This window comes from Phycicoccus jejuensis, assembly GCF_000720925.1.
Classification (GTDB): Bacteria; Actinomycetota; Actinomycetes; order Actinomycetales; family Dermatophilaceae; genus Phycicoccus; species Phycicoccus jejuensis.
In genome coordinates this window covers 102375-128188 of the sequence record NZ_JOEE01000008.1, presented here as the reverse complement: position 1 = coordinate 128188, position 25814 = coordinate 102375, and the positions used below count along the sequence as shown (strand labels likewise).

Annotated in this window: 18 protein-coding genes, 4 tRNA genes and 2 pseudogenes; 10 read left to right on the top strand and 14 right to left on the bottom strand. The window is 72.8% G+C overall.

All coding sequences use genetic code 11. The features are described from left to right. Position 1: 1 nt before the first annotated feature. Both selA and IG69_RS0115355 read right to left on the bottom strand, forming a co-directional pair. Positions 2-1303 carry an L-seryl-tRNA(Sec) selenium transferase gene (gene selA, locus IG69_RS0115360; protein ID WP_030529056.1) on the bottom strand — a complete coding sequence of 434 codons (1302 nt, stop codon included), beginning with the start codon at positions 1301-1303 and terminating at the stop codon, positions 2-4. Between the two features lie 23 nt (positions 1304-1326). Further along, positions 1327-1421 (bottom strand) — tRNA-Sec (locus tag IG69_RS0115355). A gap of 123 nt (positions 1422-1544) precedes the next feature. Between IG69_RS0115355 and fdh the strand changes: the two genes are divergently transcribed. The 6 genes from fdh to IG69_RS0115320 all read left to right on the top strand — a co-directional run bounded on the left by fdh (position 1545) and on the right by IG69_RS0115320 (position 10163). Then, entirely contained in the window at positions 1545-4775 is a 3231-nt protein-coding gene (gene fdh / locus IG69_RS0115345; protein WP_245616168.1) for a formate dehydrogenase, read from the top strand. Further along, positions 4772-5692, top strand: coding sequence for a 4Fe-4S dicluster domain-containing protein (locus IG69_RS0115340; RefSeq protein ID WP_030529053.1), 921 nt, complete (start codon positions 4772-4774; stop codon positions 5690-5692). Before fdh ends, IG69_RS0115340 begins: the two co-directional genes overlap by 4 nt. Further along, on the top strand, positions 5689-6627 hold the full coding sequence (nrfD, locus tag IG69_RS0115335) for an NrfD/PsrC family molybdoenzyme membrane anchor subunit (protein WP_245616167.1): 939 nt from the start codon (positions 5689-5691) through the stop codon (positions 6625-6627). Before IG69_RS0115340 ends, nrfD begins: the two co-directional genes overlap by 4 nt. Next, positions 6624-7616 carry a selenide, water dikinase SelD gene (gene selD / locus IG69_RS0115330; protein WP_030529051.1) on the top strand — a complete coding sequence of 331 codons (993 nt, stop codon included), beginning with the start codon at positions 6624-6626 and terminating at the stop codon, positions 7614-7616. The genes nrfD and selD overlap by 4 nt, the downstream gene beginning before the upstream one ends. 842 nt (positions 7617-8458) lie before the next feature. After that, positions 8459-8959 carry a hypothetical protein gene (locus IG69_RS0115325; RefSeq protein ID WP_030529050.1) on the top strand — a complete coding sequence of 167 codons (501 nt, stop codon included), beginning with the start codon at positions 8459-8461 and terminating at the stop codon, positions 8957-8959. Between the two features lie 835 nt (positions 8960-9794). Continuing rightward, on the top strand, positions 9795-10163 hold the full coding sequence (locus IG69_RS0115320; RefSeq protein ID WP_030529049.1) for an ANTAR domain-containing protein: 369 nt from the start codon (positions 9795-9797) through the stop codon (positions 10161-10163). Between the two features lie 252 nt (positions 10164-10415). Here IG69_RS0115320 and IG69_RS23305 read toward each other — a convergent pair. After that, positions 10416-10833, bottom strand: a pseudogene (locus tag IG69_RS23305) (alpha/beta hydrolase fold domain-containing protein). Between the two features lie 373 nt (positions 10834-11206). Beyond that, entirely contained in the window at positions 11207-11446 is a 240-nt protein-coding gene (locus IG69_RS21740; RefSeq protein WP_084696852.1) for a helix-turn-helix domain-containing protein, read from the bottom strand. 1014 nt (positions 11447-12460) lie between these two features. On the opposite strand from IG69_RS21740, the pseudogene IG69_RS23035 reads away from it, so the two are divergent. After that, a pseudogene (locus IG69_RS23035) lies at positions 12461-12580 on the top strand (leucine zipper domain-containing protein); the annotation flags it as partial. 933 nt (positions 12581-13513) lie between these two features. On the opposite strand, the gene IG69_RS0115305 reads toward IG69_RS23035, so the two are convergent. From IG69_RS0115305 to IG69_RS0115290, 4 genes are all read right to left on the bottom strand, one after another. Further along, positions 13514-13588: transfer RNA gene (locus IG69_RS0115305), tRNA-Val, on the bottom strand. Positions 13589-13603: 15 nt separating this feature from the next. Continuing rightward, positions 13604-13674, bottom strand: a tRNA-Cys gene (locus tag IG69_RS0115300). A 22-nt stretch (positions 13675-13696) separates the two neighbouring features. Beyond that, positions 13697-13769, bottom strand: a tRNA-Gly gene (locus tag IG69_RS0115295). A 108-nt stretch (positions 13770-13877) separates the two neighbouring features. After that, the gene (locus tag IG69_RS0115290) at positions 13878-14999 is read right to left on the bottom strand and encodes a YihY/virulence factor BrkB family protein (protein WP_084696850.1); all 1122 of its coding nucleotides are present in this window, start codon (positions 14997-14999) and stop codon (positions 13878-13880) included. A 32-nt stretch (positions 15000-15031) separates the two neighbouring features. Between IG69_RS0115290 and IG69_RS0115285 the strand changes: the two genes are divergently transcribed. Next, positions 15032-16711, top strand: a complete 1680-nt coding sequence (locus IG69_RS0115285; protein ID WP_030529045.1) for an acyl-CoA dehydrogenase family protein — start codon at positions 15032-15034, stop codon at positions 16709-16711. On the opposite strand, the gene IG69_RS0115280 is transcribed toward IG69_RS0115285, so the two are convergent. Continuing rightward, positions 16701-17672, bottom strand: a complete 972-nt coding sequence (locus IG69_RS0115280) for a polyphosphate kinase 2 family protein (protein WP_030529044.1) — start codon at positions 17670-17672, stop codon at positions 16701-16703. The two genes, IG69_RS0115285 and IG69_RS0115280, sit on opposite strands and share 11 nt — an antisense overlap. Positions 17673-17711: 39 nt before the next feature. Here IG69_RS0115280 and IG69_RS0115275 point away from each other — a divergent pair, with 39 nt between their 5' ends. Beyond that, positions 17712-18455 (top strand): dihydrofolate reductase family protein, encoded by a 744-nt coding sequence (locus IG69_RS0115275; protein ID WP_030529043.1) that lies wholly within the window; start codon positions 17712-17714, stop codon positions 18453-18455. Positions 18456-18474: 19 nt separating this feature from the next. Here the strand turns inward: IG69_RS0115275 and IG69_RS0115270 are convergent, their stop codons facing one another. Both IG69_RS0115270 and IG69_RS21730 read right to left on the bottom strand, forming a co-directional pair. Further along, positions 18475-19659, bottom strand: a complete 1185-nt coding sequence (locus tag IG69_RS0115270) for an alpha/beta hydrolase family protein (RefSeq protein ID WP_030529042.1) — start codon at positions 19657-19659, stop codon at positions 18475-18477. Continuing rightward, on the bottom strand, positions 19656-21824 hold the full coding sequence (locus tag IG69_RS21730; protein ID WP_030529041.1) for an ATP-dependent DNA ligase: 2169 nt from the start codon (positions 21822-21824) through the stop codon (positions 19656-19658). Before IG69_RS21730 ends, IG69_RS0115270 begins: the two co-directional genes overlap by 4 nt. 81 nt (positions 21825-21905) lie before the next feature. Here IG69_RS21730 and msrB point away from each other — a divergent pair, with 81 nt between their 5' ends. Continuing rightward, positions 21906-22337, top strand: coding sequence for a peptide-methionine (R)-S-oxide reductase MsrB (gene msrB / locus IG69_RS0115260; protein ID WP_030529040.1), 432 nt, complete (start codon positions 21906-21908; stop codon positions 22335-22337). A 126-nt stretch (positions 22338-22463) separates the two neighbouring features. On the opposite strand, the gene IG69_RS21190 is transcribed toward msrB, so the two are convergent. The 3 genes from IG69_RS21190 to hemG all read right to left on the bottom strand — a co-directional run bounded on the left by IG69_RS21190 (position 22464) and on the right by hemG (position 25788). After that, positions 22464-23381: a type IV toxin-antitoxin system AbiEi family antitoxin domain-containing protein gene (locus tag IG69_RS21190; protein ID WP_051750622.1), complete on the bottom strand. Its 918-nt coding sequence runs from the start codon at positions 23379-23381 to the stop codon at positions 22464-22466. Between the two features lie 212 nt (positions 23382-23593). Next, the gene (gene hemQ, locus IG69_RS0115250) at positions 23594-24319 is read right to left on the bottom strand and encodes a hydrogen peroxide-dependent heme synthase (RefSeq protein WP_030529038.1); all 726 of its coding nucleotides are present in this window, start codon (positions 24317-24319) and stop codon (positions 23594-23596) included. After that, the gene (gene hemG, locus IG69_RS0115245; RefSeq protein ID WP_051750621.1) at positions 24316-25788 is read right to left on the bottom strand and encodes a protoporphyrinogen oxidase; all 1473 of its coding nucleotides are present in this window, start codon (positions 25786-25788) and stop codon (positions 24316-24318) included. The genes hemQ and hemG overlap by 4 nt, the downstream gene beginning before the upstream one ends. Between the last annotated feature and the right edge of the window lie 26 nt (positions 25789-25814).

Below are 25814 nucleotides of genomic sequence, written 5' to 3'. Positions count from 1 at the left end.
GTCAGCCTCCCGCTTCCGCGCTCGCCCTCGCCCGGTGCACCGCCTCGACGAGCACGTCCTCGTCCGCCTCGTCCACCGTCAGCAGGTCGAGGAGCAGACGACCGCCGTGCACGCGCCCCACCACCGGCGGGTCGCCCGCGCGCAGGACGGGAGCAAGAGCCGACGGGAGCGACACTGCCGCACTCGGCAGGGGCACGCCCGGGGCGCCGCCGCCGCCCACCCGCCCCTCGGTGTCGACGACGGCCACGTCGCCACCGAGCGCGGATGCCACGTGGTCCGCCCTCTCGCGTAGCGACTCTCGTGCCCGACCGAGCGCCTGCACCACCGGGGGCTCGGGTCCGGTCAACGTCGCCTCGAGGGCGGCGAGGGTCAGCTTGCCCACGCGGACGGCCCGCGCCATCGGGTGGCGCCGGACCTGCTGGACGAGGTCGGCACGGCCGAGCACGAGGCCACACTGCGGGCCGCCGAGCAGCTTGTCGCCGGACGCCGTGACGAGGGCGGCCCCGGCGCGGAGGGCGCCGGCCGCGTCCGGCTCGTCCGGGAGCCTCGGGTGGGGACGCAGGAGCCCCGACCCGAGGTCCGCGACGACGGGGACCGGCAGGGTGGCGAGCTCGCCGACCCCCACGGAGGACGTGAACCCCTCGACGCGGAAGTTGCTCGGGTGCACCTTGAGCACGAACGCCGTCCGATCGCCGACGGCCCGCGCGTAGTCCTCCAGGCGTACCCGGTTCGTCGTCCCGACTTCGCGCAGCCGCACCCCCAAGGACTCCACGAGCTCGGGGACGCGGAAGCCGTCGCCGATCTCGACGAGCTCGCCGCGCGCGACGACGACCTCCCGGTCCGCGGCCAGCGCGCGTGACACCAGCGCGACCGCCGCCGCGCCGTTGGTGACGACGTGCACGTCGCCGGCGTCGGGCACGGCGGACCGCAGGGCGTCCAGCGCCCCGGTGCCGCGGGGTCCGCGCCGTCCGGTGGCGAGGTCGAGCTCGACGTCGGTGGCCCCCGCCGCGACGACCACGGCCTCGACCGCGGCCCGGGACAACGGGGCCCGACCGAGGTTGGTGTGCACGACCACGCCGGTCGCGTTGAGCACCGCGCGCAGCGAGGTGCTCGAGCGCGGCAGCCGGGCGAGCACCTCGGCGGGCACGTCCACCGGTGCGAGCCCACCGTCCCGGCAGACCTGCAGGACCTCGACGACGATCGCCTTGACGGCCGCCCGGCCCAGCCGGCCGACCGCCTTCGCGACCCGGGGCTCGGCGAGGACGGCGTCGGTCCGCGGCACGTCACGGCGGCGGTCGTCCACGGGGCTCCTCACGAGGCGAAAGCTGGCGGAGGCGGACGGGAATCGAACCCGCCTGACCGGGTGACCCGGTCACGTCGGTGTTGAAGACCGCGCCCGTCACCAGACAAGAAACGCCTCCGCGACCGACCCTAGACCGCTGCGTACCGACCCGCCGCGAGAGGGGCGCACCGGTTTCCCCGTCCGAGACCGGGGAGGGCTACGGTGCTGGGAGGGCCCCTTCCCGACGTCGAGAGGATCCGCCGTGCCGACACCGCTCGAGTGGCCGTTGCTGCGCCAGCTGCGCGGGCGTGACCGCCTCGGTCGCGGCGCCGCGGTGGAGTCCGCGACCACCCGGTCGATCACCCCTCGCACCCGCACCGCAGACCGCGTCGTCGACTCGGTCTGCCCCTTCTGCGCCGTCGGCTGCGGCCAGAAGGTCTACGTGCAGGACGAGAAGGTCACCCAGATCGAGGGGGACCCGGCGAGCCCGATCTCCCGTGGTCGCCTCTGCCCCAAGGGAAGCGCCAGCACACAGCTCGTCACGTCCGACCACCGAGTGACGAAGGTCCGCTACCGTCGGCCGCACGGGACGGCGTGGGAGGACCTCGACCTCGACACCGCGATGGACATGATCGCCGACCGCGTGGTCGCCACCCGCCGGAAGTACTGGGAGTGGGAGGACGAGCACGGCCGGCGCACCCGCCGCACCCTTGGCATCGCGAGCCTCGGAGGAGCGACCCTCGATAACGAGGAGAACTACCTCATGAAGAAGCTCTACACCGCGATGGGCGCGGTGCAGATCGAGAACCAGGCGCGTATTTGACACTCCTCCACCGTTCCCGGTCTGGGGACGAGCTTCGGCCGGGGAGGGGCCACCACCTTCCAGCAGGACCTGTCCAACAGTGACTGCATCGTCATCCAGGGTTCGAACATGGCCGAGTGCCATCCCGTCGGGTTCCAGTGGGTGATGGAGGCCAAGCGCAAGGGCGCGACGATCATCCACGTCGACCCGCGCTTCACCCGCACCTCGGCGGTCGCCGACCTCCACGTGCCGCTGCGTGCGGGTACCGACATCGCGTTCCTCGGCGGGCTCGTCCACCACGTGCTCGACAACGACCTGGACTTCCGGGAGTACGTCGTGCACTACACGAACGCGGCGGCCCTCGTGTCCGAGGACTTCCGCGACACCGAGGACCTCGACGGCCTGTTCTCCGGCTATGACGCGGAGGAGCAGCAGTACGACCCGACCACCTGGCAGTACGAGAACGCACCCCAGTCCGCGGCGGCGGGGATGCGCGACCCAGGCCAGCCCGGCGGCCCGGCGGCCTCGGAGGAGCACGAGGCCGCACGGTCCGAGCAGGCCGGCTCCGGCGGACCGACCGTGCCGGCCAAGCCGGACCGGGACGAGACGCTGCAACACCCCCGGTGCGTCTTCCAGATCCTCAAGCGGCACTTCGCCCGGTACACCCCCGAGCTCGTCGCCGAGGTGTGCGGGGTCTCCGAGGAGGACTTCCTGAGGGTCGCGAAGGCCCTCACCGAGAACTCTGGGCGCGAGCGCACCAGCGCGTTCTGCTACGCCGTGGGGTGGACCCACCACTCGACCGGGGTGCAGACCATCCGGACGGCCTCGATCCTGCAGACCCTGCTCGGCAACATCGGCCGGCCGGGTGGCGGCATCCTCGCCCTGCGCGGGCACGCGAGCATCCAGGGGTCCACCGACATCCCGACCCTGTTCAACATCCTTCCCGGGTACATCCCGATGCCGCACGCGGCCCAGCACCGCTCGCTCGAGGAGTTCGTCGCCGAGGACGCCGGCTCGACCGGCTTCTGGGGCAACATGGACGCCTACACCGTGAGCCTCCTCAAGGCCTGGTGGGGCGACGCAGCGACGCAGGACAACGACTTCCGCTTCGACTACCTCCCCCGCTTGACCGGCCACCACGGCACCTACGACACGGTCGTCAACCAGATCGAGGGACGCAGCCCGGGTTACTTCGTCGTCGGCGAGAACCCGGCGGTCGGCTCGGCCAACGGCAAGATGCAGCGGCTCGGGCTGGCCAACCTCGAGTGGCTCGTCGTGCGTGACCTGACGATGGTCGAGACCGCCACCTTCTGGAAGGACGGCCCGGAGATCGAGTCCGGCGAGCTGAGCACCGAGGGCATCGGGACCGAGGTGTTCTTCCTCCCGGCGGCCTCGCACGTCGAGAAGAAGGGCAGCTTCACGAACACCCAGCGGATGCTCCAGTGGCGCCACCAGGCGGTGCAGCCGCCCGGGGACGCCCGCAGCGACCTCCAGTTCTACTACGAGCTGGGTCAGCGCATCCGAGCAAGGCTGGCCGGGTCGACCGACGAGATGGACCGGCCGCTGCTCGACCTCACGTGGGACTACCCCACCGAGGGCCCGCTCGGGGAGCCCGACGCCGAGGCGGTGCTGCGCGAGATCAACGGCTGGGACGGCTCCGGCGACGCGCTCTCGTCGTACACCCAGCTCGCCAAGGACGGCTCGACCGCGTGCGGCTGCTGGATCTACTGCGGCGTGTACGCCGACGAGACCAACCAGGCCGCCCGCCGCAAGCCCCACTGGGAGCAGTCACTCGTCGCCCCCGAGTGGGGCTGGGCCTGGCCGGCCAACCGGCGCATCCTGTACAACCGCGCCTCGGCCGACCCCGACGGCAAGCCGTGGAGCGAGCGCAAGAAGTACGTCTGGTGGGACGCAGAGCAGGGGAAGTGGACCGGCGACGACGTGCCCGACTTCGTCGCCGACCGGGCCCCGGACCACGTCCCCGAGGAGGGGGCTCAGGGTCCGGACGCCCTCGGCGGGCGCGACCCCTTCATCATGCAGACCGACGGCAAGGCCTGGCTGTACGTGCCGACCGGCCTGGCCGACGGCCCGCTGCCGACCTTCTACGAGCCGGTCGAGTCGCCCGTGCGCAACGCCGCCCACCGGCCCCAGCGCAACCCGGCGCTCGAGGACGTCGCGGAGCCGGCCAACCCGCTCAACCCGCCCGAGAGCCGGGTCTTCCCCTACGTCTTCACGAGCTACCGCCTGACCGAGCACCACACGGCGGGTGGGATGTCGCGGACGCTGCCCTACCTCAGCGAGCTCCAGCCGGAGATGTTCTGCGAGGTCTCGCCGCGGTTGGCGCGCGAGCGCGGTCTCGATCACGGCGGCTGGGCGACCATCGTCACCTCCCGCTCGGCCATCGAGGCGCGCGTCATGGTGACGGCGCGGATGCGCTCCCTGCGGCTCGGCGAGCGGTGGGTCGAGCACGTGGGGCTCCCCTACCACTGGGGCGCCAACGGCCTGGTGACCGGGGACTCGGTCAACGACCTCGTCGGCATCGCGCTCGACCCCAACGTGCACATCCAGGACAAGGTCGGCACGTGCGACATCCGACCCGGGCGGCGGCCGCGCGGCCCGGCGCTGGTCGACTTCGTCGACGACTACCGGCGCCGCTCGGGCGCCCACCCGGCCGAGGAGGACGACTCATGAGCAACTCGCTGTCCGGACCACTCCATGACGTGGCCGGCGACGCCGGCCACGAGGCCCATCCGCCCCGGATGGGATTCTTCACCGACACCTCGGTGTGCATCGGCTGCAAGGCCTGCGAGGTGGCGTGCAAGGAGTGGAACCTCGTCCCGGAGGACGGGCTATCCCTCACCGGGATGTCCTACGACAACACCGGCGCCCTCGGGGCGAGCACCTGGCGGCACGTGGCGTTCGTCGAGCAGCCGATCGGTCGCGCCTCCCGCAGCACCGACCTCGGGATGCCGGGGATGGGCCCGCCACCCGACGCCACTCCCCCGGCCGGCCCCGGCCAGGAGACCGAGTCGGGCGAGGGCGGTGTGCGCTGGCTGATGTCCTCGGACGTGTGCAAGCACTGCACCCACGCCGCCTGCCTCGACGTCTGCCCCACCGGCTCGCTGTTCCGCACCGAGTTCGGAACGGTCGTCGTCCAGGAGGACATCTGCAACGGGTGCGGCTACTGCGTACCCGCCTGCCCATACGGCGTCATCGACATCCGCCCCGGCGACGGCCGCGCCTTCAAGTGCACGCTCTGCTACGACCGCATCGGCGAGGGGATGACTCCCGCCTGCGCCCAGGCCTGCCCGACCGAGTCGATCCAGTACGGGGAGCTCGACGAGCTGCGCGAGCGGGCCGGCCGCCGCCTCGGCGAGCTGCAGGAGCAGGGCGTCGATGGGGCGCGCCTCTACGGCGCGGACCCCGACGACGGTGTCGGCGGCGACGGGGCGTTCTTCCTCCTCCTCGACGAGCCCGAGGTCTACGGGCTGCCGCCCGACCCGGTCGTCACGACCCGCGACCTCGGCTCGATGTGGCGCCACGTGGGTGCCGCCGCCGGCGCGCTCGTGGGCCTCGGGGTCGCGTCCTTCCTGGGGAGGCGCCGGTGAGGGAGCAGCGGATGGTCCCCGAGGCGAGCCCCGACTCGTACTACGGGCGGCCGATCATCAAGGAGCCGACGTGGAAGACGCCGGACGTGCCGCTCTACCTCTTCCTCGGCGGGCTGGCCGGTGCGTCCGCCGTCCTCGCCGAGGGTGCTGCGGTGACGGACCGGCCGGACCTCGAGCGGGTCGCCCGGGTCGCGGCGGGTGCGGGCGCCGCCCTCGGCACCGTGGCGCTCGTCCACGACCTGCACCGACCGGAGCGCTTCCTCAACATGCTGCGGGTCCTCAAGCCCACCTCACCCCTGTCGGTCGGGTCGTGGATCCTCGCCCCCTTCAGCGGGCTCTCGGCCGCCGCCGCGGCCTCCTCGGTCACCGGCCGTCTGCCGCGGGTGGGCCGGCTGGCAGGGGTCGGCGCCACCGTGCTCGGCCCCCCGCTCGCGACGTACACGGCTGCGCTGCTGGCCAACACGGCGGTCCCGGCCTGGCACGAGGCGCACCGCGAGCTGCCCTTCGTCTTCGCCGGGTCCGGGGCGACGGCCGCGGGCGGGTTCGCCTGCCTGTTCACCCCGCTCGACCAGGCCGGCCCGGCCCGACGGATGTTGGCGGCCGGCGCCCTCGTCGAGCTGGCCGCCGCCGAGCGGCTCACCGGTCGGCTCGGGCTGGTCGGCGAGCCCTACGGCCAGGGTCGTCCCGGACGGCTGATGCGGACGGCCCGCGTGCTGACCGCGGTCGGTGGCACCGCCGCCCTCGTCGCCGGGCGACGCTCGCGCACGGTGTCGGTGCTCGCCGGTGCGGCGTGCGTCGCCGCCTCGGTGCTCACCCGCTTCGGCATCTTCGAGGCCGGGACGGCCTCGGCCCGCGACCCGAAGTACACGGTCGAGCCACAGCGCGAGCGGCTGCGGGCCCGTGCCGCCGAGCGGGCCAGGACACTGGGTCGATGACGGCGGACACCACGACCCAGCGGCTCACCCAGTACGCGTCGGGGGGCGGCTGCGCCTGCAAGGTGCCCCCGGGCGAGCTCGAGCGGGTGCTGGCCGGTCTCACCCCGGCCGGTGGTCCGGACCTGCTCGTCGGCGTCGAGAGCGGTGACGACGCCGCCGTGGTCCGCATCGAGGGCGGTCGCGCGGTCGTGCTGACCACTGACTTCTTCACGCCCGTCGTCGACGACCCCTACGACTGGGGCCGCATCGCCGCGGCCAACGCCCTGTCGGACGTGTACGCCATGGGTGGCGAGCCGCTCGTGGCGGTCAACCTCCTCGCGTGGCCCCGCGACCGAGTGCCGTTCGACCTCGCCGCCGAGGTCCTGCGCGGCGGCGGGGACGTCGCCCGGGCGGCCGGCTGCCACCTCGCCGGGGGCCACAGCATCGACGACCCGGAACCCAAGTACGGGCTGGCCGTCACCGGGCTCGCCGACCCGGAGAGGTTGCTGCGCAACGACTCCGGCGTCGCAGGGGTCCCGCTCACCCTCACCAAGCCGCTGGGTCTCGGCGTCCTCAACAACCGGCACAAGGCGACCGGCGAGGTGTTCCCCGAGGCGGTCGAGGTGATGACGACCCTCAACCGCGACGCCTCCCGCGCCGCGCTCGCGGCCGGCGCCGTCTGCGCCACCGACGTCACCGGCTTCGGCCTGCTGGGGCACCTGTTCAAACTCTGCCGCGCCAGCGGCGTGTCGGCCGTCGTCGACGCCGCCGCCGTCCCCTACGTCACGGGGGCGCGCGAGGCGTTGGCCGACGGCTACGTCCCCGGCGGCAGCCGGCGCAACCTGGACTGGGTGCGGCCGCACCTGGAGTCCGGGGTCGGTGAGGACGAGCTGCTGCTCCTCGCCGACGCCCAGACCAGCGGTGGTCTGCTCGTCGCCGGCGAGGTCCCCGGCCACCCGGTCGTCGGGCAGCTCGTGCCGCGAGGTGGGCCGACCGTCACCGTCCGCTGACGGGGGACAACCCCTCCGGCCGGCGGTGCTCCAGGGCGTCGCTGCGGGCCCTGTCCAACACCGCGCGGCGGTGTGCTCACCCCGGCGGAGCGCCCCGCCCCCGGCAGGTCGCCCGTCATCGGCGCGATCTCCGATACGGACACCCATGACCGGACCCTTATCGGGGCGAGGCCACGGGGCCGACGCTATCGATGACCTCCTGGCCCCGGTGGCCAGGAACAACGCCCGCCTCGACGCGCTCGAGGAGCAGCTTCGGCAGGCCCAGCGGTCGTCACGCAGGATGGTGCGGCCGTGGGCATTGTCATGGGCCGGCGCACCGTCACCAAGAGCGGGCGTTAGATGCCCTGACGCAGGCCAGCACGGACAGCCAGCGCAAAGTCCGGGACCTGGCGGACGAGATCGCCGAGACGGGCATCACCGAGTTCCTACGCACCCGGTGAGCACCTGGGGGATCGCGACCTCCCCTCGCGTCATGACCGGCAACCAGGGCGTGGGGATGCACCGCGCCCTCATCTGGCGCGCTGCGCTGGGTCCGGTTGAAGCCTGGGCTGAGCCTCTCCGCGGTGATGGGTGGGAGCTCGCTCTTGAGGAGGACACACCTCACCACGACGAGGACGGACAAGCTTTGATCGTCACCGGACGTCGCTGGTTCGCGGACCCTGGCAGATACCGCCCCGCTGGGCCGGCGACGCCGCCTTCTGTCAGACGACGCCGCCGGCGGAGGGGTAACCATGGGGTCGACGTCGAAACAACTGGGGCCGGCGGCCGTTCGACCACCCGGCCACGGCCCGCACCGTGGGTGCAACACGTGGCGCGCCGCCGGCCGTCATATGGTGCCGCCCATGGTCGACAGCCACCGTGAGCTCGACTGGCTCGCGCGACGCCGCGCCGGCGAGTCGGTTCGCCTGATCGCGCAGTGCGCTGGCGTCTCGCCGTGGGAGGTGACGAAGGCGACGAAGCGCTTCGGGCCGTTCCCGCCGGCCGATCGGCGGGTTGGCCGGACGTATCTCACTACGTTCCTGCTCGAGGAGCGGCGTCAACGGTGGATCGCGGACCGCCGGCGCGGGGTGCGCGTGAAGGAGATCGCTGAGCGCGACGGCGTCAACCATCAGACCGTGACGCGCGCGACCAGCGGCTGGGGCCCTTACCCCGCCCGGGAGACCGTGGAGGCGTGGGTGGAGGCGCGCCAGCGTCGGCGTTCGCTGGGGGCGATCGCCTTGCAGTTCGGCGTCCGGCCGGCGACGGTGCAGCGCTTCACGACGCCGCACGGCCCGTCCCCCGCCCGGCGCAGGTTCCGGACGGGATCGAGACGCGCGAGTCGATCGCCCGCCGGGCCGGTGTGAGCGACTCGGCCGTGCGGAAGTGGCGGCACCTGCCTGAGCCGGACTGGGTCACGGCGAAGGGGCGACCGGTGTGGTTGTCGTCGACGATCCACCGCTGGCTCGAGAGCGAGGCGCTGCCTCGGTGTGACGCGTGCGGCGCGCACCCCCTCGCTCACCCCAAACGATGCGCATGTCAGGGCCCGGCGAGAACCTCCGGAACAGGGAGGAGGTATCACCCGGGCGGCACCGACGTCGGTGACCCTGCAGGGTCAGCGCGGGTCACAGGACACTCGCGCCCGACTTACGGCCAACCATGAGCGATGAAGGACGGTAGCGCCGTGACGGGGTGGGGCGCTGGGTCTTGTCCAACCCCGTACGGCGGTGTCCCTCCCCCTGCGAAAGGACACCGCCTGCACGCGGGGTGGGTGGCGTGCACCGGCTCATGGCCGCTCGCGACGACCGATCAGCCGCTCCGCACCTCGTGTGCACGTCAGATTATTCACCCGAGATGACCGCTCGTGAAGGTATCCGTGCAGGTCAGAGTGGGCGAACCTGTCGGCGACATGAGCGGGCCGCCGCCCTCCCCGCTCGAAGGCGGCCCGCGCACGCAGGGCGGGCGCGGATCCCGGATCATGGGGGCCAGAGGGGGTGATCGACCAGCCCATCCCCGTCGCGCGTTTTCACGCCCTGCGTGCTGACTTCAGGATGGCATGGCACAGGCACCGTGACTAGCCCCCGCGGGCGTTCAGCGCGTCCCAGAGCACGCAGACTTCCCGTAGGACAAGCGGCGTTGTGTAGCCCTCGAAGCGAACGGAGCGGCGTTGCCCCGCCGCGCGGGGAAGTTCACAATGCTGTCATGACCGGACAGCCCTCAGGGCGCGGCCATGACGCCGACGCCATAGACCAGCTCCTGGCCACCGTGGCCCGGAACAGCGCCCGCTTGGACGCACTCGAGAGCCAGGTCACTGATGGACAGGAGCAGATCGCTGAGCTCCAGGCCCAAGGCCTCGTCAGCACCCGTCACGCCGAACAGCTGAGGCACGCCCTGTGCACGTCTCGCAGGATCGGCGCGGCCGTCGGCATCGTGATGGCACGCACCAATGTCACCGAGGAAGTCGCGTTCGACGCCTTGGCGCAGGCCAGCATGCGTGGCAACTGCAAGCTTCGCGACCTGGCCGAGTACATCGTAGAGACAGGCAGCACCGAAGTACTGCACGTGCCCTGAGCGAGAACAGCCCGCACCCACTCAGGGTGAGTGGGTCCGCGCTTGGCCGCGTGCGGGCAGACGTCATTCATTCGTCCTGAATCGCGCAGGAATATCTCGCGCCGGCCTGCTCGCAGGTGGCTGGGGTCAACCCCTCCCGTCGGCATGGTGGGTCTGATCCAGCTGGCCGCGCTGCCGTGCTAGCCCACCGTCGACGGCCGAGGCCGCCAACCGCGGCGAGACTACGACCAAGGCCAAGACGTGGTGGCGGGCTCAAGGGTTGCGTGTCGAGTGCAGCGACGGCCCGTTCATGCTGACGTGCGGATCGGTCATGGCTCTCTCCATGACTGACGACACCCGGGCCCGGGGGTCCTCTTGAGCGTCGGTGAGCGGCGTCATTGCCACCACGGCATCGGGCAGGCGCCCCCCTGACCCTTGCGCCCGAAGAAGTTGCAGCAATCCCAGTGCCAGGTTCGCTCCCGCCGAGACGCCGACGAGCGCACCTCGTCCGGGGTGACGGGACGACAGGTCGTCCCACACGTGCAGGCATTCATGCAGCGCTTGGGAAACGCGCCTCGGGCGCCAACTGGTAGTCAATCGAGTAGGTTGGCAGCCCGGTTGCGGTAGCCAGTTGCAGGCCGATGGGATCGATGGCCGCACCGAACGCGAACGCTCCGCCATGGATGAACATCATGTAGTCGTCTCGCCCGGCCTGATCCGCGCCGCCGATGGAAACGACCGGCGTGTCCTGGACCTGAACATGCTCGAAGGGTCCGGACATGCGCGAGCGAGCTATCGCAATGGACTCGGCGCTTCTCCGACCCACCAGTCGACGCAGCACGGGGGCCCTCCAGCGGCTCAGCGGGACGGGTATGCGACTCGCCTCGTTCTCTGACAGGAAGCGAGCTGCTTCCTCGCTCAGTCCGGCGACTCGTGCCGCGTCGTCATGACTCACGGGCCAAGGATACGGAGACACAAGCGGGGACTGAGCGATGCTCGCTCAACTGTGAGTACCAACGGTCGGTGGTGGCGTTCTGTGATCGCTTGGTGTCGGCGGTCTGGCTTCATCTCTCGACGGCATTTGACTTCATGTAGAACGTGCCGCGTGACATTCCTGGATTGAATGCGACCTTGGCGGCTGACTGTCCTTCCTCGACGAGACGTACGGCTCTTCGGATTTGATCATCACTGAAGACGAGGGGGCGGCCGCTGAAACTCTTGCCGACATGGCGACGTCGTTCGACCGAGTCGCGGGCGCGTTCGCGCTCCGTTTGGGTCAGCGCCGCAAGGGTCGTGAATAGCATCGAGCCTGCCGCCGTCGAAGTGTTGACGGCGTTCCCGCGAAGGTCCCGGTCACCGTCGGCACCATCAGTTCCACCACTGCCCACCCGTCGTCAGAGATCTCCTGTCGTGTCACCGTTCAAAACTCGCCCACCCGACCATGGAACCACTTGATCAACGCGGCCTAGTGCGAACTCTGAGACGTCGCAGACGACGTCGTGCAGACCGGTGCCGCCCAGCACCCGGACACGCATCAACGACGTCCAGAGTGCCCCGGGCTGCGGCCGACGAGCTCTACAGCATCGACGACGAGCGAGGCAGTACCAGCGTCGCTCAGCATCCGACACGAAGGCGGCGCTTGACTCTTCCCTCCGCTCCGTATGACGTCGCACGCACGATCTGCGGCCAGCCGGCTCACGGGCGGCGCCCTTCCGTGCAGGGGAACGGTAGGGCGCCTCGTCCACGGCACTCGCACTGAAGGCACACGCCTGGCAACTGCCAAGCCGGCGGTCAGGCTTTGCACGAGACCTACCGCGAACGTGTTAGTACGGTAATGCGTCGAAGGGCGGTGGGGAAAGGCTCTGTCAAAGGTTAGGGTCTGGCGTCGTGCGGCCTCTCACGTGAGCGAGCCGCCCTCCCTGCTCGAAGGCGGCTCGCGCACGAAGGGCGGTGCGTCGCCCTGCCTACCGGGGCTGAAGGGGGGTCCAGCTCTCCCGTGCCGGCGCATCGTCTTGGCCTTCCGTGCTGATTTCAGGATGGCACGCCGGTCGCATCAACACCAGAGACGACCGGCGTGTCGTCCCGCACACGTCGCCAGCAGCCCAGGTTGGCGGCCGACGATCGCGACACATCACAGCCCTCCCCGACGTCGTGCCGACCCAGCACATCTGTGTCCGTGACGACAGCCCCACGACCCGGACCTGGCCCGACCCCACCCAGGGTGCGCGAACCGCCGGATGACGAGCAACCACTCGAACCCCTGGTCGGGACGCGAGCTCAGCCATGACGCCCGGCCCCCGACCCATCGTCGATCGCCCATGCACGCTAACGCTCGTCTGAATGTTCATGGTCGTCGTCTTCTGGTGGACCGGGTCCGTCGCCAGGGGTGGGCGGTGGCTCATGCGGCGAAGGCGATGGGGCTGGAGCAGTCCCCTGCGTGAGCTCGACGGGCTCCTTCCTCCCGGCGAGGGAGTCGAGCTCATCTTCCTCCCACCGCCACGCCCGGTCGCGGCGTTCCGCATCGGTCCCGAGAACTCCGGACGCCACGCGTTGGGCACGGTCGGCCCACGGCTCCTCTGCGACGAGCGCGGCCCGCTGGTGCTCACCGCCGGGCACGTCTTCCCGGGCCTCTCTCCGGGCCGGCAGGCGGAGGCACACATCTTCGGTCCGGGACTGATGCGGCGTCGCCGTCGGGCAGCACGGTGCTCGCCTCGGCGCCCTCCCGCCCGATCACGAGCTCGGCACGCAGTGCACCGGCGGTGTCGGTGAGCGAGCGCCAGCCGTCGGTGACCGCGTCGTCAGTGGGGACGGGTGCGTCGTCCAGACCCTTGCCGGCGGCCAGGAGCGCTGCACACCCCTGGGCCTCATCGGACGTCAGACCCACCGCGACCAGGTCGAGGCCCCGGGAGCGGGGCATGGGCCGAGGTCGACGGGCGCCGCTCCTTCGGGCTGACCGTACGAAGGCCGTCGGCAAAGCCCTGGGCGACGGGGCTGGGTGACGCGCGTGACCTCTCCCGCTGAATCCAGTCGCGCATCCCCTCATCGCCAGAGGTCGCACGAACATCGCCCGACCTCAACGATGAACTGCGCCTGACAGGTCGCGAGGCCATCTTTCGGCCCTAGCTGACAGAACGCCGCGCTTCGCTGTGGCACGTCGCTGACGAATGACTGTGGGCGAGACCTCGGTGACCTTTGTCTCCTACCTGACGGCCTCTGACCTCTCGAGATCCGCTGATCAACCGCGGCGCCAAGCCAGCGTTTCACCGTCAACCGGCGCCGTCTGGCGTCGCTCCGTCCGACACGTATCCGACACGCCGCAGACAACGAACGGCCCCTGACTCGCATTTCTGCAGGTCAGGGGCCGTTTCTCGTGGTGGGCGATACTGGGTTTGAACCAGTGACCTCTTCCGTGTCAAGGAAGCGCGCTACCGCTGCGCCAATCGCCCGTGGGGTCCTACTCGAGGTGGAGACGGGATTTGAACCCGTGTACGCGGCTTTGCAGGCCGCTGCCTCGCCTCTCGGCCACTCCACCATTGGGGGCGGCTAACCCTCCGAGCGGATGACCGGGTTCGAACCGGCGACCTCAACCTTGGCAAGGTTGCGCTCTACCAACTGAGCTACATCCGCGCGCGTCGGAAGCGATCCCTTTCGGCATCCCCTCTCGGCGTGCTCCGAAACAGTATCCGACCCGTGCCGCGAACTCCAAACCGGGGCCGCGGGAGGCCCGTCGGGCGCTCAGCGGTCGTTCTCGGAGCCCGCGAGGACCTCGCGCGAAGCGGGCGTCTCGGCGGGCTCGGCGGCGTTGGACAGGGGCGTGATCGGCTGGCTGGCGGCGGTGCGCAGGCTGCGCAGGTCGAGCTCGTCGGTCTCCCCCGTGCGCCGGTAGTCGCCGAAGGGGTCGCGCGGCGCGGCCGGTGCGGCCACCGAGCGGTGACGGATCCGGTCGAGGAGGCGCGTGTGCAGCGCGCGGCGCTCGTCGGCCGGCCACAGCTCGCGGATGGCGCCGTTGAGCGCGGCGCCGATGAGCACCGCGATGGCGAGGGCGTAGAGCCAGATGAGGATGACGATCGGCGCCGAGAGCGGCCCGTAGATGGACGTGCCGCCGAGCGAGGCGGCGATCGAGCCGCGCACGACGAACGAGGCCAGCGCCCAGATCACGAGGGTGAGGACCGCGCCCGGCACGTCCCGGGTCCACGGCGACCGGCGTGGCGTGGACACGTGGTAGAGGCTCGTGAGCCCCCCGACGGTCAGCAGCGTGACGAGCGGCCAGTAGAGCAGGGTCAGCGGGTGCCACGCGGTCGGCAGCAGGTCGCCGAGGAGCGTCGGGCCGAGGAGCACGAGCGGGATCGTGACGATGCCGAGGAGCAGCGCGACGACGTAGAGCGAGAACGACAGCGCCCGCGTCTGGATGATGCCGCGCACCCCCGACTGGCCGTACATGATCGAAATGGTGTCGACGAAGACGTTGACCGCGCGCGAGCCGGACCACAGCGAGAGGACGAAACCGATCGACAGCAGGTCGAAGCGTCCGCCGCGCAGGACGTCGTCGACGGTCGGCCCGAGGACCGAGTTGATGACCTGCGGCGTGAGGAACTGCGTCGCGTACCGCAGGATGGCCACGCGCACCTCGTCGACGGTGTCCGGCCCGAGCGCGCCGCCGAGGTAGCCGAGCCCGCCGAAGAGCCCCAGGACGAGAGGCGGCAGCGAGAGCAGCGCGAAGAACCCCGCCTCGGACGCCAGGCCGGTGACCCGGTAGCGCAGGCAGATCCGCGTGGTCACCACCGTCAGACGAGCGAGCGGCAGCGCCCCCGGGACCCGCGCGAGGGCCCGGCTCACGCGGCGCTTCGCGTCGGTCATGCTGCCCACGGTATCCGCCGTACAGTGCATCGGTGCGCACCCACGACGTGACCAACCAGGTGCCGCCGATGGAGGGGCACGACGTCCTCGCCGCCGACGCGGCCCTGACCGAGGCCGTGGAGCGCTGGGTGCGCCCGGCCGACGGTGGCGCCGCCGACGCGCTCGGGGCCCTCGGCCGGCTCGCCGGGACCCCCGAGGTGCGGACCTGGGCCGACCACGCCGACCGGGTGCCGCCGACGCTCCGGACGCACGCGCCGACGGGCGAGCGCCTCGACGAGGTCGACTACCACCCGCACTACCACCGGCTGCTCGAGGTCGCGGTCGGCGAGGGCCTGACCGCCGAGCCGTGGACGCGACCGGCCGGCAGCGGGGCGCACGCACGCCGGGCGGCGGGCTTCGTGCTCTGGTCCCAGGTCGAGGCCGCGCACCTGTGCCCGGTCTCGATGACCTACTCGGCGGTGCCGGCGCTGCGCCACGCGCCGGAGCTCGCCGACGCCTGGGTGCCGGGGCTCGCGGCGCGCGCCTACGACCCCGTCCTGCGGCCGCGGGCCGACAAGCAGGGCCTCACGCTCGGCATGGGCATGACCGAGAAGCAGGGCGGCTCGGACGTGCGCGCCAACACGACGCGGGCCGTCCTGACTGCCGGCGGTCCACTGCCCGGCGAGACCTACCGGCTGACCGGCCACAAGTGGTTCTGCTCCGCCCCGATGAGCGACGGCTTCCTCGTCCTCGCGCAGGCCGACGGCGGGCTCACCTGCTTCCTCCTCCCCCGCGTCCTCGACGACGGCACCCGCAACGCGCTCCACCTCCAGCGGCTCAAGGACAAGCTCGGCAACCGCGCCAACGCGAGCTCCGAGATCGAGCTCGACGGCGCGTGGGCCTCGCGCGTCGGCGACGAGGGGCGCGGCGTCCGCACCATCATCGAGATGGTGTCCTCGACCCGGCTGGACTGCGTCCTCGGCTCGGCGGCGACGATGCGGGCCGCGCTGACCCGTGCCGTGCACCACGCCCGCCACCGCCGGGCCTTCGGGGCGCCCCTCGTCGACCAGCCGCTCATGCGCAACGTGCTCGCCGACCTCGCGCTGGAGTCCGAGGCGGCCACCGTGCTCGGGATGCGCCTGGCCCACGCGGTCGACGCCGGCGAGCACGACCTCGCGCGGCTCGGCGTCGCCCTCGGCAAGTTCTGGGTGTGCAAGCGCACCGCGCCGATGGTCGCCGAGGCGCTGGAGTGCCTCGGCGGCAACGGGTACGTCGAGGAGAACGGGCTCGCCCGCCTCTACCGCGAGGCGCCGCTCAACTCGCTCTGGGAGGGCTCGGGCAACGTGGGCGCGCTCGACGTGCTGCGCGCGCTGACCCGCGAGCCCGCCTCGCTCGCGGCGCTCGGCAAGGAGCTCGCCCTCGCCCGCGGCCACGACCCCGCCTTGGACGCCGCCATCGACGCGTGCGAGCGCGCAGGGGCCGAGGCGATGGAGCCCGACGCCGCCTGGAACGCGCGCCGCGTCGTCGAGCGGCTCGCCGTCACCCTGCAGGCGGCGCTCCTCGTGCGCCACTCCCCCGGCCCGGTCGCCGACGCCTTCGTCGCGAGCCGCGTCCGCCGCGAGCACGGCGCGGTCTTCGGGACGCTGTCGGACGCCGTCGGGGTCACGACGGCGGGCATCGTGGTCGACCGGGCGCTGCCGCCCGGGGCCGCCGACGGGCCGGTCAGGGGCTGAGCTCGAGCCGCTCGCGCTCGGCCTCGACGTCGAAGTCGGCCGCGGGCCACTGCGGGTCCATCCGCTCGAGCGCCTCGAGCAGGAGGTTGGTCACGGCCAGCCGGGCGTACCACTTGCGGTCGGCCGGGACGACGTGCCACGGCGCGGCGTCCGTCGAGCAGCGCTCCAGCGCAACCTGGTACGCCTCCATGTAGTCCGTCCAGCGGGCCCGCTCGTCGAGGTCGCCGGGGTTGTACTTCCAGTACTTGTCGCCCCGCGAGAGCCGCTCCCCGAGGCGCTCCTTCTGCTCCTCGGGCGAGAGGTGCATCATCACCTTGACGACCGTCGTGCCGTCGGCGACCACCTGCTCCTCGAACCGGTTGATCTGGCCGTACCGGCGCGACCACGTCGTGCGCGGCACGAGGTCGTGGACGCGGACGATGAGCACGTCCTCGTAGTGCGAGCGGTCGAAGACGCCGATGAGCCCCGGCGTCGGCAGCGCCCTGCGGATGCGCCAGAGGAACGGGTGCCGCTTCTCCTCGGCGCTCGGCGCCTTGAAGGAGGTGATGCGCACGCCCTGCGGGTCGACGGCCCCGACGACGTGGCGCATGATGCCGCCCTTGCCGGAGGTGTCCATCCCCTGGATGACGAGGAGCACCGAGCGCGTGCCGCCGCCCTTGGACTCGGCGAAGAGGCGCTCCTGGAGGTCGGACAGCCGCTGCTGGAGCTCGACCATGACCTCCTCGCCGTCGGACTTCTTGCCGTCGAAGCCGGGCGTCGAGCCCGGGTCGACGTCACTGAGCCGGTCACCGGGTCGGAACCGGAGGGCCTCCGACCAGGACGCGGCCTCGACCGCCTCGTCGGCACGCGCCTGCGCGGCCGCCTCGCGCTTCTTGCGCGCCTTCTTCGCCGCCTTGCCCTCGAGGTCGGCCGCCTCGACGGCCCGGCCGGCCTTCGTCCCCTTGCCCTTGCGCTTGCCCATCTCGGCATCCTCGCAGAACCGGGCTGCGAGGATGCCGTCGTGCGCGTGCTCATCGACCCCCGCCGTCCCGCCTCCCCCGGCAGCCGGGTCACGGCCGCCGACCTCGTCGACCTCTACGCGCCTGCACGGCACCGCCGCTGGGTGCGCTCCAACATGGTGACGACGCTCGACGGCTCCGCCACCGGCGCGGACGGGACGAGCGGGTCGGTCAACACCCCGGCCGACCACCGCGTCTTCGCCGTCCTGCGCGACCACGCCGACGCGGTGCTCGTCGGCGCGGGCACCGTGCGCGACGAGGGCTACACCCGCGTCCCGCCCACCCGTCGCTCCCCGGTTCCGGCGGCCCTCGTCGTCGTGACCCGCAGCGGTCGCGTGCCCGAGGGCCTGCGCACGCCGACGGAGGGACGCGGCGCGGGCCTGCTCGTCACCTGCGCGTCCGCCGGCGACGCGGCGCTCTCACGGGCGCGCTCCGTGCTCGGCGAGGAGTCGGTGCTCGTGTGCGGCGACGACGAGGTCGACCTCCCGGAGGCGCTGGACCGCCTGGCCGAGCGCGGGCTGCGGCACGTGCTCGTCGAGGGCGGGCCGTCGCTCCTCGGCACGGCGCTCGCGGCCGGCGTCGTCGACGAGATGGCGCTGACGACGGCCCCGGTGGTGGTCGGCGGCGACTTCCCGCGGATCGTCGGCGGGCCGGCCCTCGCCGTCCCGGACGGCGTCGCGCTCCGGCCCCACCTGCTGCTCGAGGAGTCGGGCACACTGCTCGGCCTCTGGCGCGTCCGCCGCTGACCGGCGCCACCAACTGGGTTCAGCCCGAGGCGAACTCGCGGACGAGCGACTCCCACCGCTCGGGGTCTGTGTTCCACTCCTTGCAGTGCCGCGCCAGCCGCCACTCGTGGAACTGCACGAGGTCCGGGCGCGCCTGGGCGAGCGCCAGCGACGGACCGAAGGGGACGAACTCGTCGTCGGCGGAGTGGATGAGCAGCACGCGGTGGCGCAGCTCGTCGGCGCGCCGCACCCAGTCGGTGAGGGCGAGGTCGACGCCCTCGTGCACCCCCACCAGCCGGTGCCCGAGCCGGTGGCGCATCAGGAGGCGCGCGAGCGAGCCGACCGGCGGCGGGATGTGGTGCTCGTGCGCGTGGTGCGCGAGGACGTCGCCCCAGTCGACGACCGGCCCGTCGAGGACGACCCGGCCGACCGCGTCGGCGTGCACCGACCGGTCGAGGGCCTGGAGCACGATGGCTCCCCCCATCGACCAGCCGGCCAGCAGCAGCTCCTCGGCGCCGCGGCCCAGGGCGTAACCCATCGCGGCGTCGATGTCGCGCCACTCCGACAGGCCGAGGGCGTACCGGCCGTCGGGGCCGGCGGGGACGCCCTCGTCGTTGCGGTAGGTCGGCACGAGACAGGTCCATCCCTCGGCGAGCAGGGGCGCGAGCGCCCGGACCGTCTCCTCGCGCCGGGCACCGCGGCCGTGCACGAGCACCGCCCAGCGCGTGGTCGGCACACCGCCCGGCGTGACGACCCACGCGGGCATCGGGCCGAGCTCGCCGTCGTAGGTGACGTGCTCTGTCGGCAGGTCGAGGCTGTCGTCGGGGGCGCTGCCGTGGAAGTAGGGGTTGAAGCGTGCCGTGCCGGGCGCGAGCACGCCGCGGTCGACCCCGAGCAGCTCGCGGCGGACGCGGCCGGCCGTCGCGTCGAGCTCGAGGACCTCTCCGTAGCGCGCGTGCCCGAGGCCGCCCTCGAGCCACAGCCCGTAGCGACCGGGGACGACCGTCTCGGCGGTCGTGCCGAGGACGACGCTCGTGGCGTCGGCGGAGTGGACGACGACGTCATCGGGTCGGGCCCGCTCGGGGGTGACGACCCTGCGGGCGAAGTAGGCCGCGGCGGCGACGGAGCCCCCACCGGACGCGAGGGCGGCCGTCCCCCCGACGGCAGCGCCGGCGAGGGCGAGGCGACGGGCACGGCCGGCTCGGGCCGGTGCTTGCTCGGTCACGTGGGCTCCCCGGCCAGGACGGCCGAGAGGTCGTACGAGACCGGCTCGTCGAGCTGCTCGTAGGTGCAGTCCGCCGGGTCCTTGTCGGGGCGCCAGCGCACGAACTGGGCGGTGTGCCGGAAGCGCACACCCTCCATGTGGTCGTAGCGCACCTCCACGACGCGCTCGGGCCGCAGCGGCGTGAAGGAGAGGTCCTTCCCGGCGGCCCACCGGCTGCCGGCCGCGTTCTGCGGGGTCCGGTTGCCCTCCTCCTGCTTCGCCCAGGCCCACGGGTGGTCGTCGAAGCCCGTGACGAGCGGCTGGAGCTCCTCGAACAGCTCCTTGCGGCGGGCCATCGGGAACGCGCCGATGACCCCCACGGACACGAGCGTGCCGTCGGCGTCGTGGATGCCGAGGAGCAGGCTGCCGATGACGTCGTCGCCGGACTTGTGGGTGCGGTAGCCGGCGACGACGCAGTCGGCCGTGCGCTCGTGCTTGATCTTGAGCATCGTCCGCTTGTCCGGCTCGTACGCCCCGTCGGCCGGCTTGGCGACGAGCCCGTCGAGGCCCGCCCCCTCGAACTCGGTGAACCACCCGGCGGCGATCCCGGGGTCGCGCGTCGCGGGGGTGAGGTGGACGGGGGCCTGCGCGTCGGCGAGGGCCTCCTCGAGCAGAGCGCGGCGCTCGGCGAAGGGCCGGCCGGTCAGGTCGTCGTCGCCGAGGGCCAGCAGGTCGAACGCCACGAACCGGGCCGGCGTCTCGACGGACAGCTTCGTGACCCGGCTGGCCGCCGGGTGGATGCGCTGGCTGAGCAGCTCGAAGTCGAGCCGGTCCTCCCCCGGCCGGACGACGATGATCTCGCCGTCGACGACGCAGCGCTCGGGCAGGTTGGCCAGCGCCGCCTCGACGACCTCGGGGAAGTAGCGCGTCATCGGCTTCTCGTTGCGGCTGCCGATCTCGACGCGGTCGCCGGAGCGGAAGACGATGGAGCGGAACCCGTCCCACTTCGGCTCGTAGACGACCTCGGTGTCGCGCAGCACCTTCGCGTCGAGGCCCTTGACCGGCTTGGCGAGCATCGGCGCGACCGGGGGCACGACGGGCATCCCCCACTCCTCGCGCAGCGCCGCGTCGCGCTCGGCCTTGGGCGCCATGTACTCGGCGTCGGCCTTGTCCTGGCGGCGCTTGCTCGGCTGCACGCGCGGCGGCTCGCCCGGCATCTTCGGGTAGTCGGGTGGGAAGTTGAGCTCTCCGAGGCCGCGCTCCTCGACATCCCTGTCCCACAGGGCGATCGCCGTGGTGACGTCACCGACGGTGCCGTCGATGCCCTCCCAGGCGTCGCCGCGGTCCTCGAGGACGTCGGGGACGGTCAGCACGGTGAAGTCGCCGGGCGAGACGGTGAGCAGCTCGTCCCAGGTGACCGGCATCGAGACCGGCGCACCGGGCAGCGGGCGCGGGCTGTACGCCGACGCGATGGTGCGGTCGCGGCAGGCCTGGTTGAAGTCGACGAAGACGCGCTCGCCGCGCTCCTCCTTCCACCACGACGCGGTGACGAGGTCGGGCAGGCGGCGCTCGAGCTCGCGGGCGATGGCGATGACGCCGTGGCGCACGTCGAGGAACTCGTGCGTCGGCGCCACGCGCGCGTAGACGTGCACGCCGCGGTTGCCGCTCGTCTTGGCCCAGGCCGTGAGCCCGAGCTCGCCCATCAGCTCGCGCAGGGCGACCGCGGCCTCGACGGCGTCGGAGAACGTGCGCCCGGGCTGCGGGTCGAGGTCGATGCGCAGCTCGTCCGGACGGTCGGTGTCGGCGGTGCGCACCGGCCACGGGTGGAAGGTGACCGTGTTCATCTGCACGGCCCAGACCGCGGTCGCGACCTCGTCGACGACGATCTGCGGGTGGCGCCGGCCGCTCGGGTAGCGGCAGCCGACCGTGCCGACCCAGTCGGGCATCCCCTTCGGGGGGTTCTTCTGGTAGAACTCCTCGCCCTCGATGCCCTCGGGGAAGCGCTGGAGGGTGACCGGCCGGTCGCCGATGTGGCGCACGAGGCAGTCGCCGACCGCCCGGACGTACCCCGCGAGGTCCCCCTTGGTGATCCCCGCGTCGGGCCACATGAGCCGGTCGGGGCTGCTCAGGCGGACCTGCCGGACGCCGTGCGGCCCCTCGACCTCGACGATCTGTGCATCGGCCATGTCCCGGAGCCTAACGACGGGTGCCGACGGGCGGGTGGACGCGGCGGGAACCATCGGGGCGCGCGTGGTGTTGGGACGGACATGACGATGAAGCCCACCGGTCACGAGTACACCGTCCGCAAGACCGACGCCGAGTGGCGCGAGCAGCTCTCGCCCGCCGAGTACCAGGTGCTCCGCGAGGCCGGGACCGAGCGCCCGTGGGTCGGGGAGTACACCGACAGCAAGACCACCGGCGTGTACGCCTGCCGGGCGTGCGGCGCCGAGCTGTTCGAGTCGGACACGAAGTTCGAGTCGCACTGCGGCTGGCCGTCGTTCTGGAGCCCGCTGGCCGGCGACGCCGTCGAGCTGCTCGAGGACCGCTCGATGGGCATGAAGCGCGTCGAGGTCCGCTGCGCCGCGTGCGGCAGCCACCTCGGGCACGTCTTCGAGGGCGAGGGGTTCGACACCCCGACCGACCAGCGCTACTGCATCAACTCGATCAGCATGACGCTGCGCCCGGCCACCGACGCCTGACCCGCCCGCACCGCGCCGCCCCCCACCCCGCTCGTCACACGCGTATCGGGTCACCCGATACGACCGCGCCTCACCCGAGTTCCGTTCTCGGGTGAGGCGCACCGTTGTCCGGGATGGCCGGCCGCGTCAGGCGTCCGGCCGGCGCTCGGCCCTGGCGCGCGCCGCCGTCAGCCGCGGTCCCAGGACCGCCGGCGCATCGAGCTCGGACCAGATGATGCGCTCGAAGAGGTAGCCGGCCCGGCGCCCGCGGTCCTCGCGGCGCTTCTCCTTCCAGAGCGCGTCCGCGTCGCTCGCGTACTTGACCCGCCCGTCGAACTCCAGCACGAGGTTCGTGCCGTCGACCCCGAGGTCCCCGTAGCCGAAGACCCCGGCGGCGTCCCGCAGGGGTAGCTGCGGCGTGACGCGCCAACCCAGGCCCACGACGAACAGGCGCGCCAGCGTCTCGCCGACCGACTCGGAGCGTCCGTCCATGAGGGCGACCGTCGTGCGCACCCGGGCCGACTCGGGCCATCCCTCGACGAGGTCGGCGACCGCCTCGATCTCGGCGCGGGTGACCAATCCGTGGTGCAGGGCGTGGTCGGCCGCCACGACGGCGGCGACGTGGCCGTGGTCGAGAGCGGTCTGCACGATGGCCTCGGCCAGCCCCGGTGCCGTCGACGGGCTCGTCGAGGACCGCAGCGACGGGTGCGGCGGACGGATCCGGCACAGGTCCGTCAGCACCTCGCGATGGACGGGTCGCGCGACGTCGGCCCGGTCGGAGCCGACCCGGTGGACCGGCACGCCGGCCAGCACGAGAGCGGAGGCACCGACCGCGTACGAGTCCGGGTACAGGGCCAGCGCCCCGCGTGTCCGCACGAGGAGGCGGGCATCGACGCGACCGTCCCGCCACGGCGTGGTGCTGGAGACGGAGCGCGCGACGGCGTGCACCTCCTCATCACGCCGCAGCCGCGCCAAGCCACGGTCCCCGACCCCGATGCGCCGGGCCTGCATCGTCGTGAAGACACCGCCCTGGGCGTCGGCCAGCGCTCGGAGTGCGTCATCCATCTGGCCAGCGTCGGGCGGCGCGACGGGTCACGTCATCGGGGTCGACCCGATCTGTGGACGACCGCGCTCGGTGACGCGCCCTGTGGACGACGCCCCCTGAGGCGGACAAGGCCGCGCCTCACCCGACAACGGTTCCCGGGTACAGCGCGGCCGTATCGGGTCACCCGATACGCGTGGTGCGGATGGGGTGAGTCGGGCGGGGCGGCGGAGGGTCAGCGCAGGCGGGCGACGAGGTCGCGCACCTCGACGAGGGGGCCGGTGTAGAAGGGGATCTCCTCGCGGACGTGCAGCCGCGCCTTGGACGCGCGCAGCTCGCGCATGAGGTCGACGATGCGGTGCAGCTCGTCGGCCTCGAAGGCCAGCACCCACTCGTAGTCGCCGAGGGCGAACGCCGCGATGGTGTTGGCTCGCACGTCCGGGTACTCGCGCGCCATCTGCCCGTGCTCGACGAGCATGTCGCGGCGTTCCTTGTCGTCCATGACGTACCACTCGTACGAGCGCACGAACGGGTAGACGCAGACGTACTTCCGCGCCTCCTCGTCGGCCATGAACGCCGGGATGTGGCTCTTGTTGAACTCGGCCGGGCGGTGGAGGGCCGCGACCGACCACACCGGGTCGAGGTGCTGCCCGAGCTCGGTGCGCAGGAGCGCGTGGTAGGCCTGCTGGAGCGCCTCGATGGTCGGAGCGTGCCACCAGACCATGAGGTCGGCGTCGGCGCGCAGGCCGGCGACGTCGTAGACGCCGCGGACCACGACGTCCTCGGCGCCGAAGGACGCGAAGAGCTGCTCGACCTCGTCGGCGAGGGCGGAGCGGTCGGCGTCCCCGAGCGGCTCGGCGAGGGCGAACACCGACCACATGGCGTAGCGGATGGTGTCGTTGATCTCGCGGATGCGGCTCGCGCCGGGCTTGCTCGGGGCGGGGCGGCTGGGGGTGCTCATCGCGACTCTCCTCGGGGTGCTGCGGTGCTCGCCGCGCCTGCCGCGGCGGAGGTCAGGTGCTCGACGACGGCGCGGGCGGCGGTCGTGGCGGAGGCGATGACGGCCGGCACGCCGACGCCGTCGTAGGTGGCGCCGGCGACCTCCACGCCGGCGAGGCCCGCGACGTCGGCGCGCACGCCCGCGACGCGCTCGACGTGGCCGACCGCGTACTGCGGCAGCGCGCCGCCCCAGCGCTGGACGTGGTGGTCGACGACCGGCGTCAGCGGGGCGCCGAGCGCCTCGCCGACCTCGGCCACCGCGAGGGTCACGAGGTCCGCGTCGTCCCGCTGGAGGACGGCCTCCTCCCCGGCCCGGCCGAGCGAGGCACGCAGGTGCACGACGTCGGGCGACAGCGCGCCGACCCACGCCCACTTGTTGGCGCTGAAGGTGCTCGCCTTGATGCTCCGCCCGTCGACCGGCGGCACGAGGAAGCCCGACCCGGGCAGCTCGGGCAGCCCCTCCCGGCGCACCGCGAGGGTGACGACGGCCATCGACGCCGTCTCGACCTCGCCGAGCAGCCGGGACGCGGCCGGCGCCAGGTCGGCCAGCAGGCGTGCGGTGGGGGCGGGCGGCAGGGCGAGGACGACGGCGTCGGCCTCGACCGCGACGGGGTCGGCCGCGGAGCCGACGACGAGTCGCCAGCGCGAGCCGGCGCGCTCGAGGCCGCGGACGACGGCGCCGGTGCGCAGCAGGGCTCCGCGCGCCCGCAGGGCGTCGGCGACCTCGACGGGCAGCCGGCCGATGCCGCCGCGGATGCCCGCGAACGGCTGGCGCGGCGCGGCGGCGGGGGCGTCGGGGCCGGGCGGCCGGACGGGCGGTGCAGCGGTCGGGGCCTCACCGGCCGCCGCACGCTGCCAGAGCGCCGGCATCGTCGCCCGGAGCGAGAGCCGGTCCGCGTGGCCGGCGTAGACCCCGCCGAGCAAGGGCTCGACGAGCCGGTCGACGACGGCGCGACCCATCACGTGCGACACGTACTCGCCGACCGACACGTCGTCGTGGACGGCGCCGCCCGGCCACGGCTGCGGGTCGGCCGCGCGCGCGACCTCGTCGTCCGAGAGCACGCCGCGTGCCGACTCCGGGTCGGTCGGGACGCCCATGAGCGTGCCCTGCGGCAGCGGCCGCAGCACGCCGCGGGACCAGAGCGTGGCGGAGGTCGTCGCCGGCGTGACGAGGTCGTCGTCCCCGAGGCCGACCCGCCGGGCCAGCCCGACGGCCTCGGGCCGGACGGCGAGCAGCGACTCGGCGCCGACGTCGACGAGGAGTCCCGCGACGGCGTCGGTGCGCAGCTTGCCGCCGAAGCGGTCCCCGGCCTCGAGGACGGTGACATCGGCGTCCGGCAGCGCGTCGAGCACCTCGAGGGCCGCGGTGAGCCCGGCGATGCCGCCTCCGACGACGGCGACGTGGGGCCGGGTCGGGGGCGCGTCGGGCATGTCCTCAGGTTCTCACGGGGCATCCG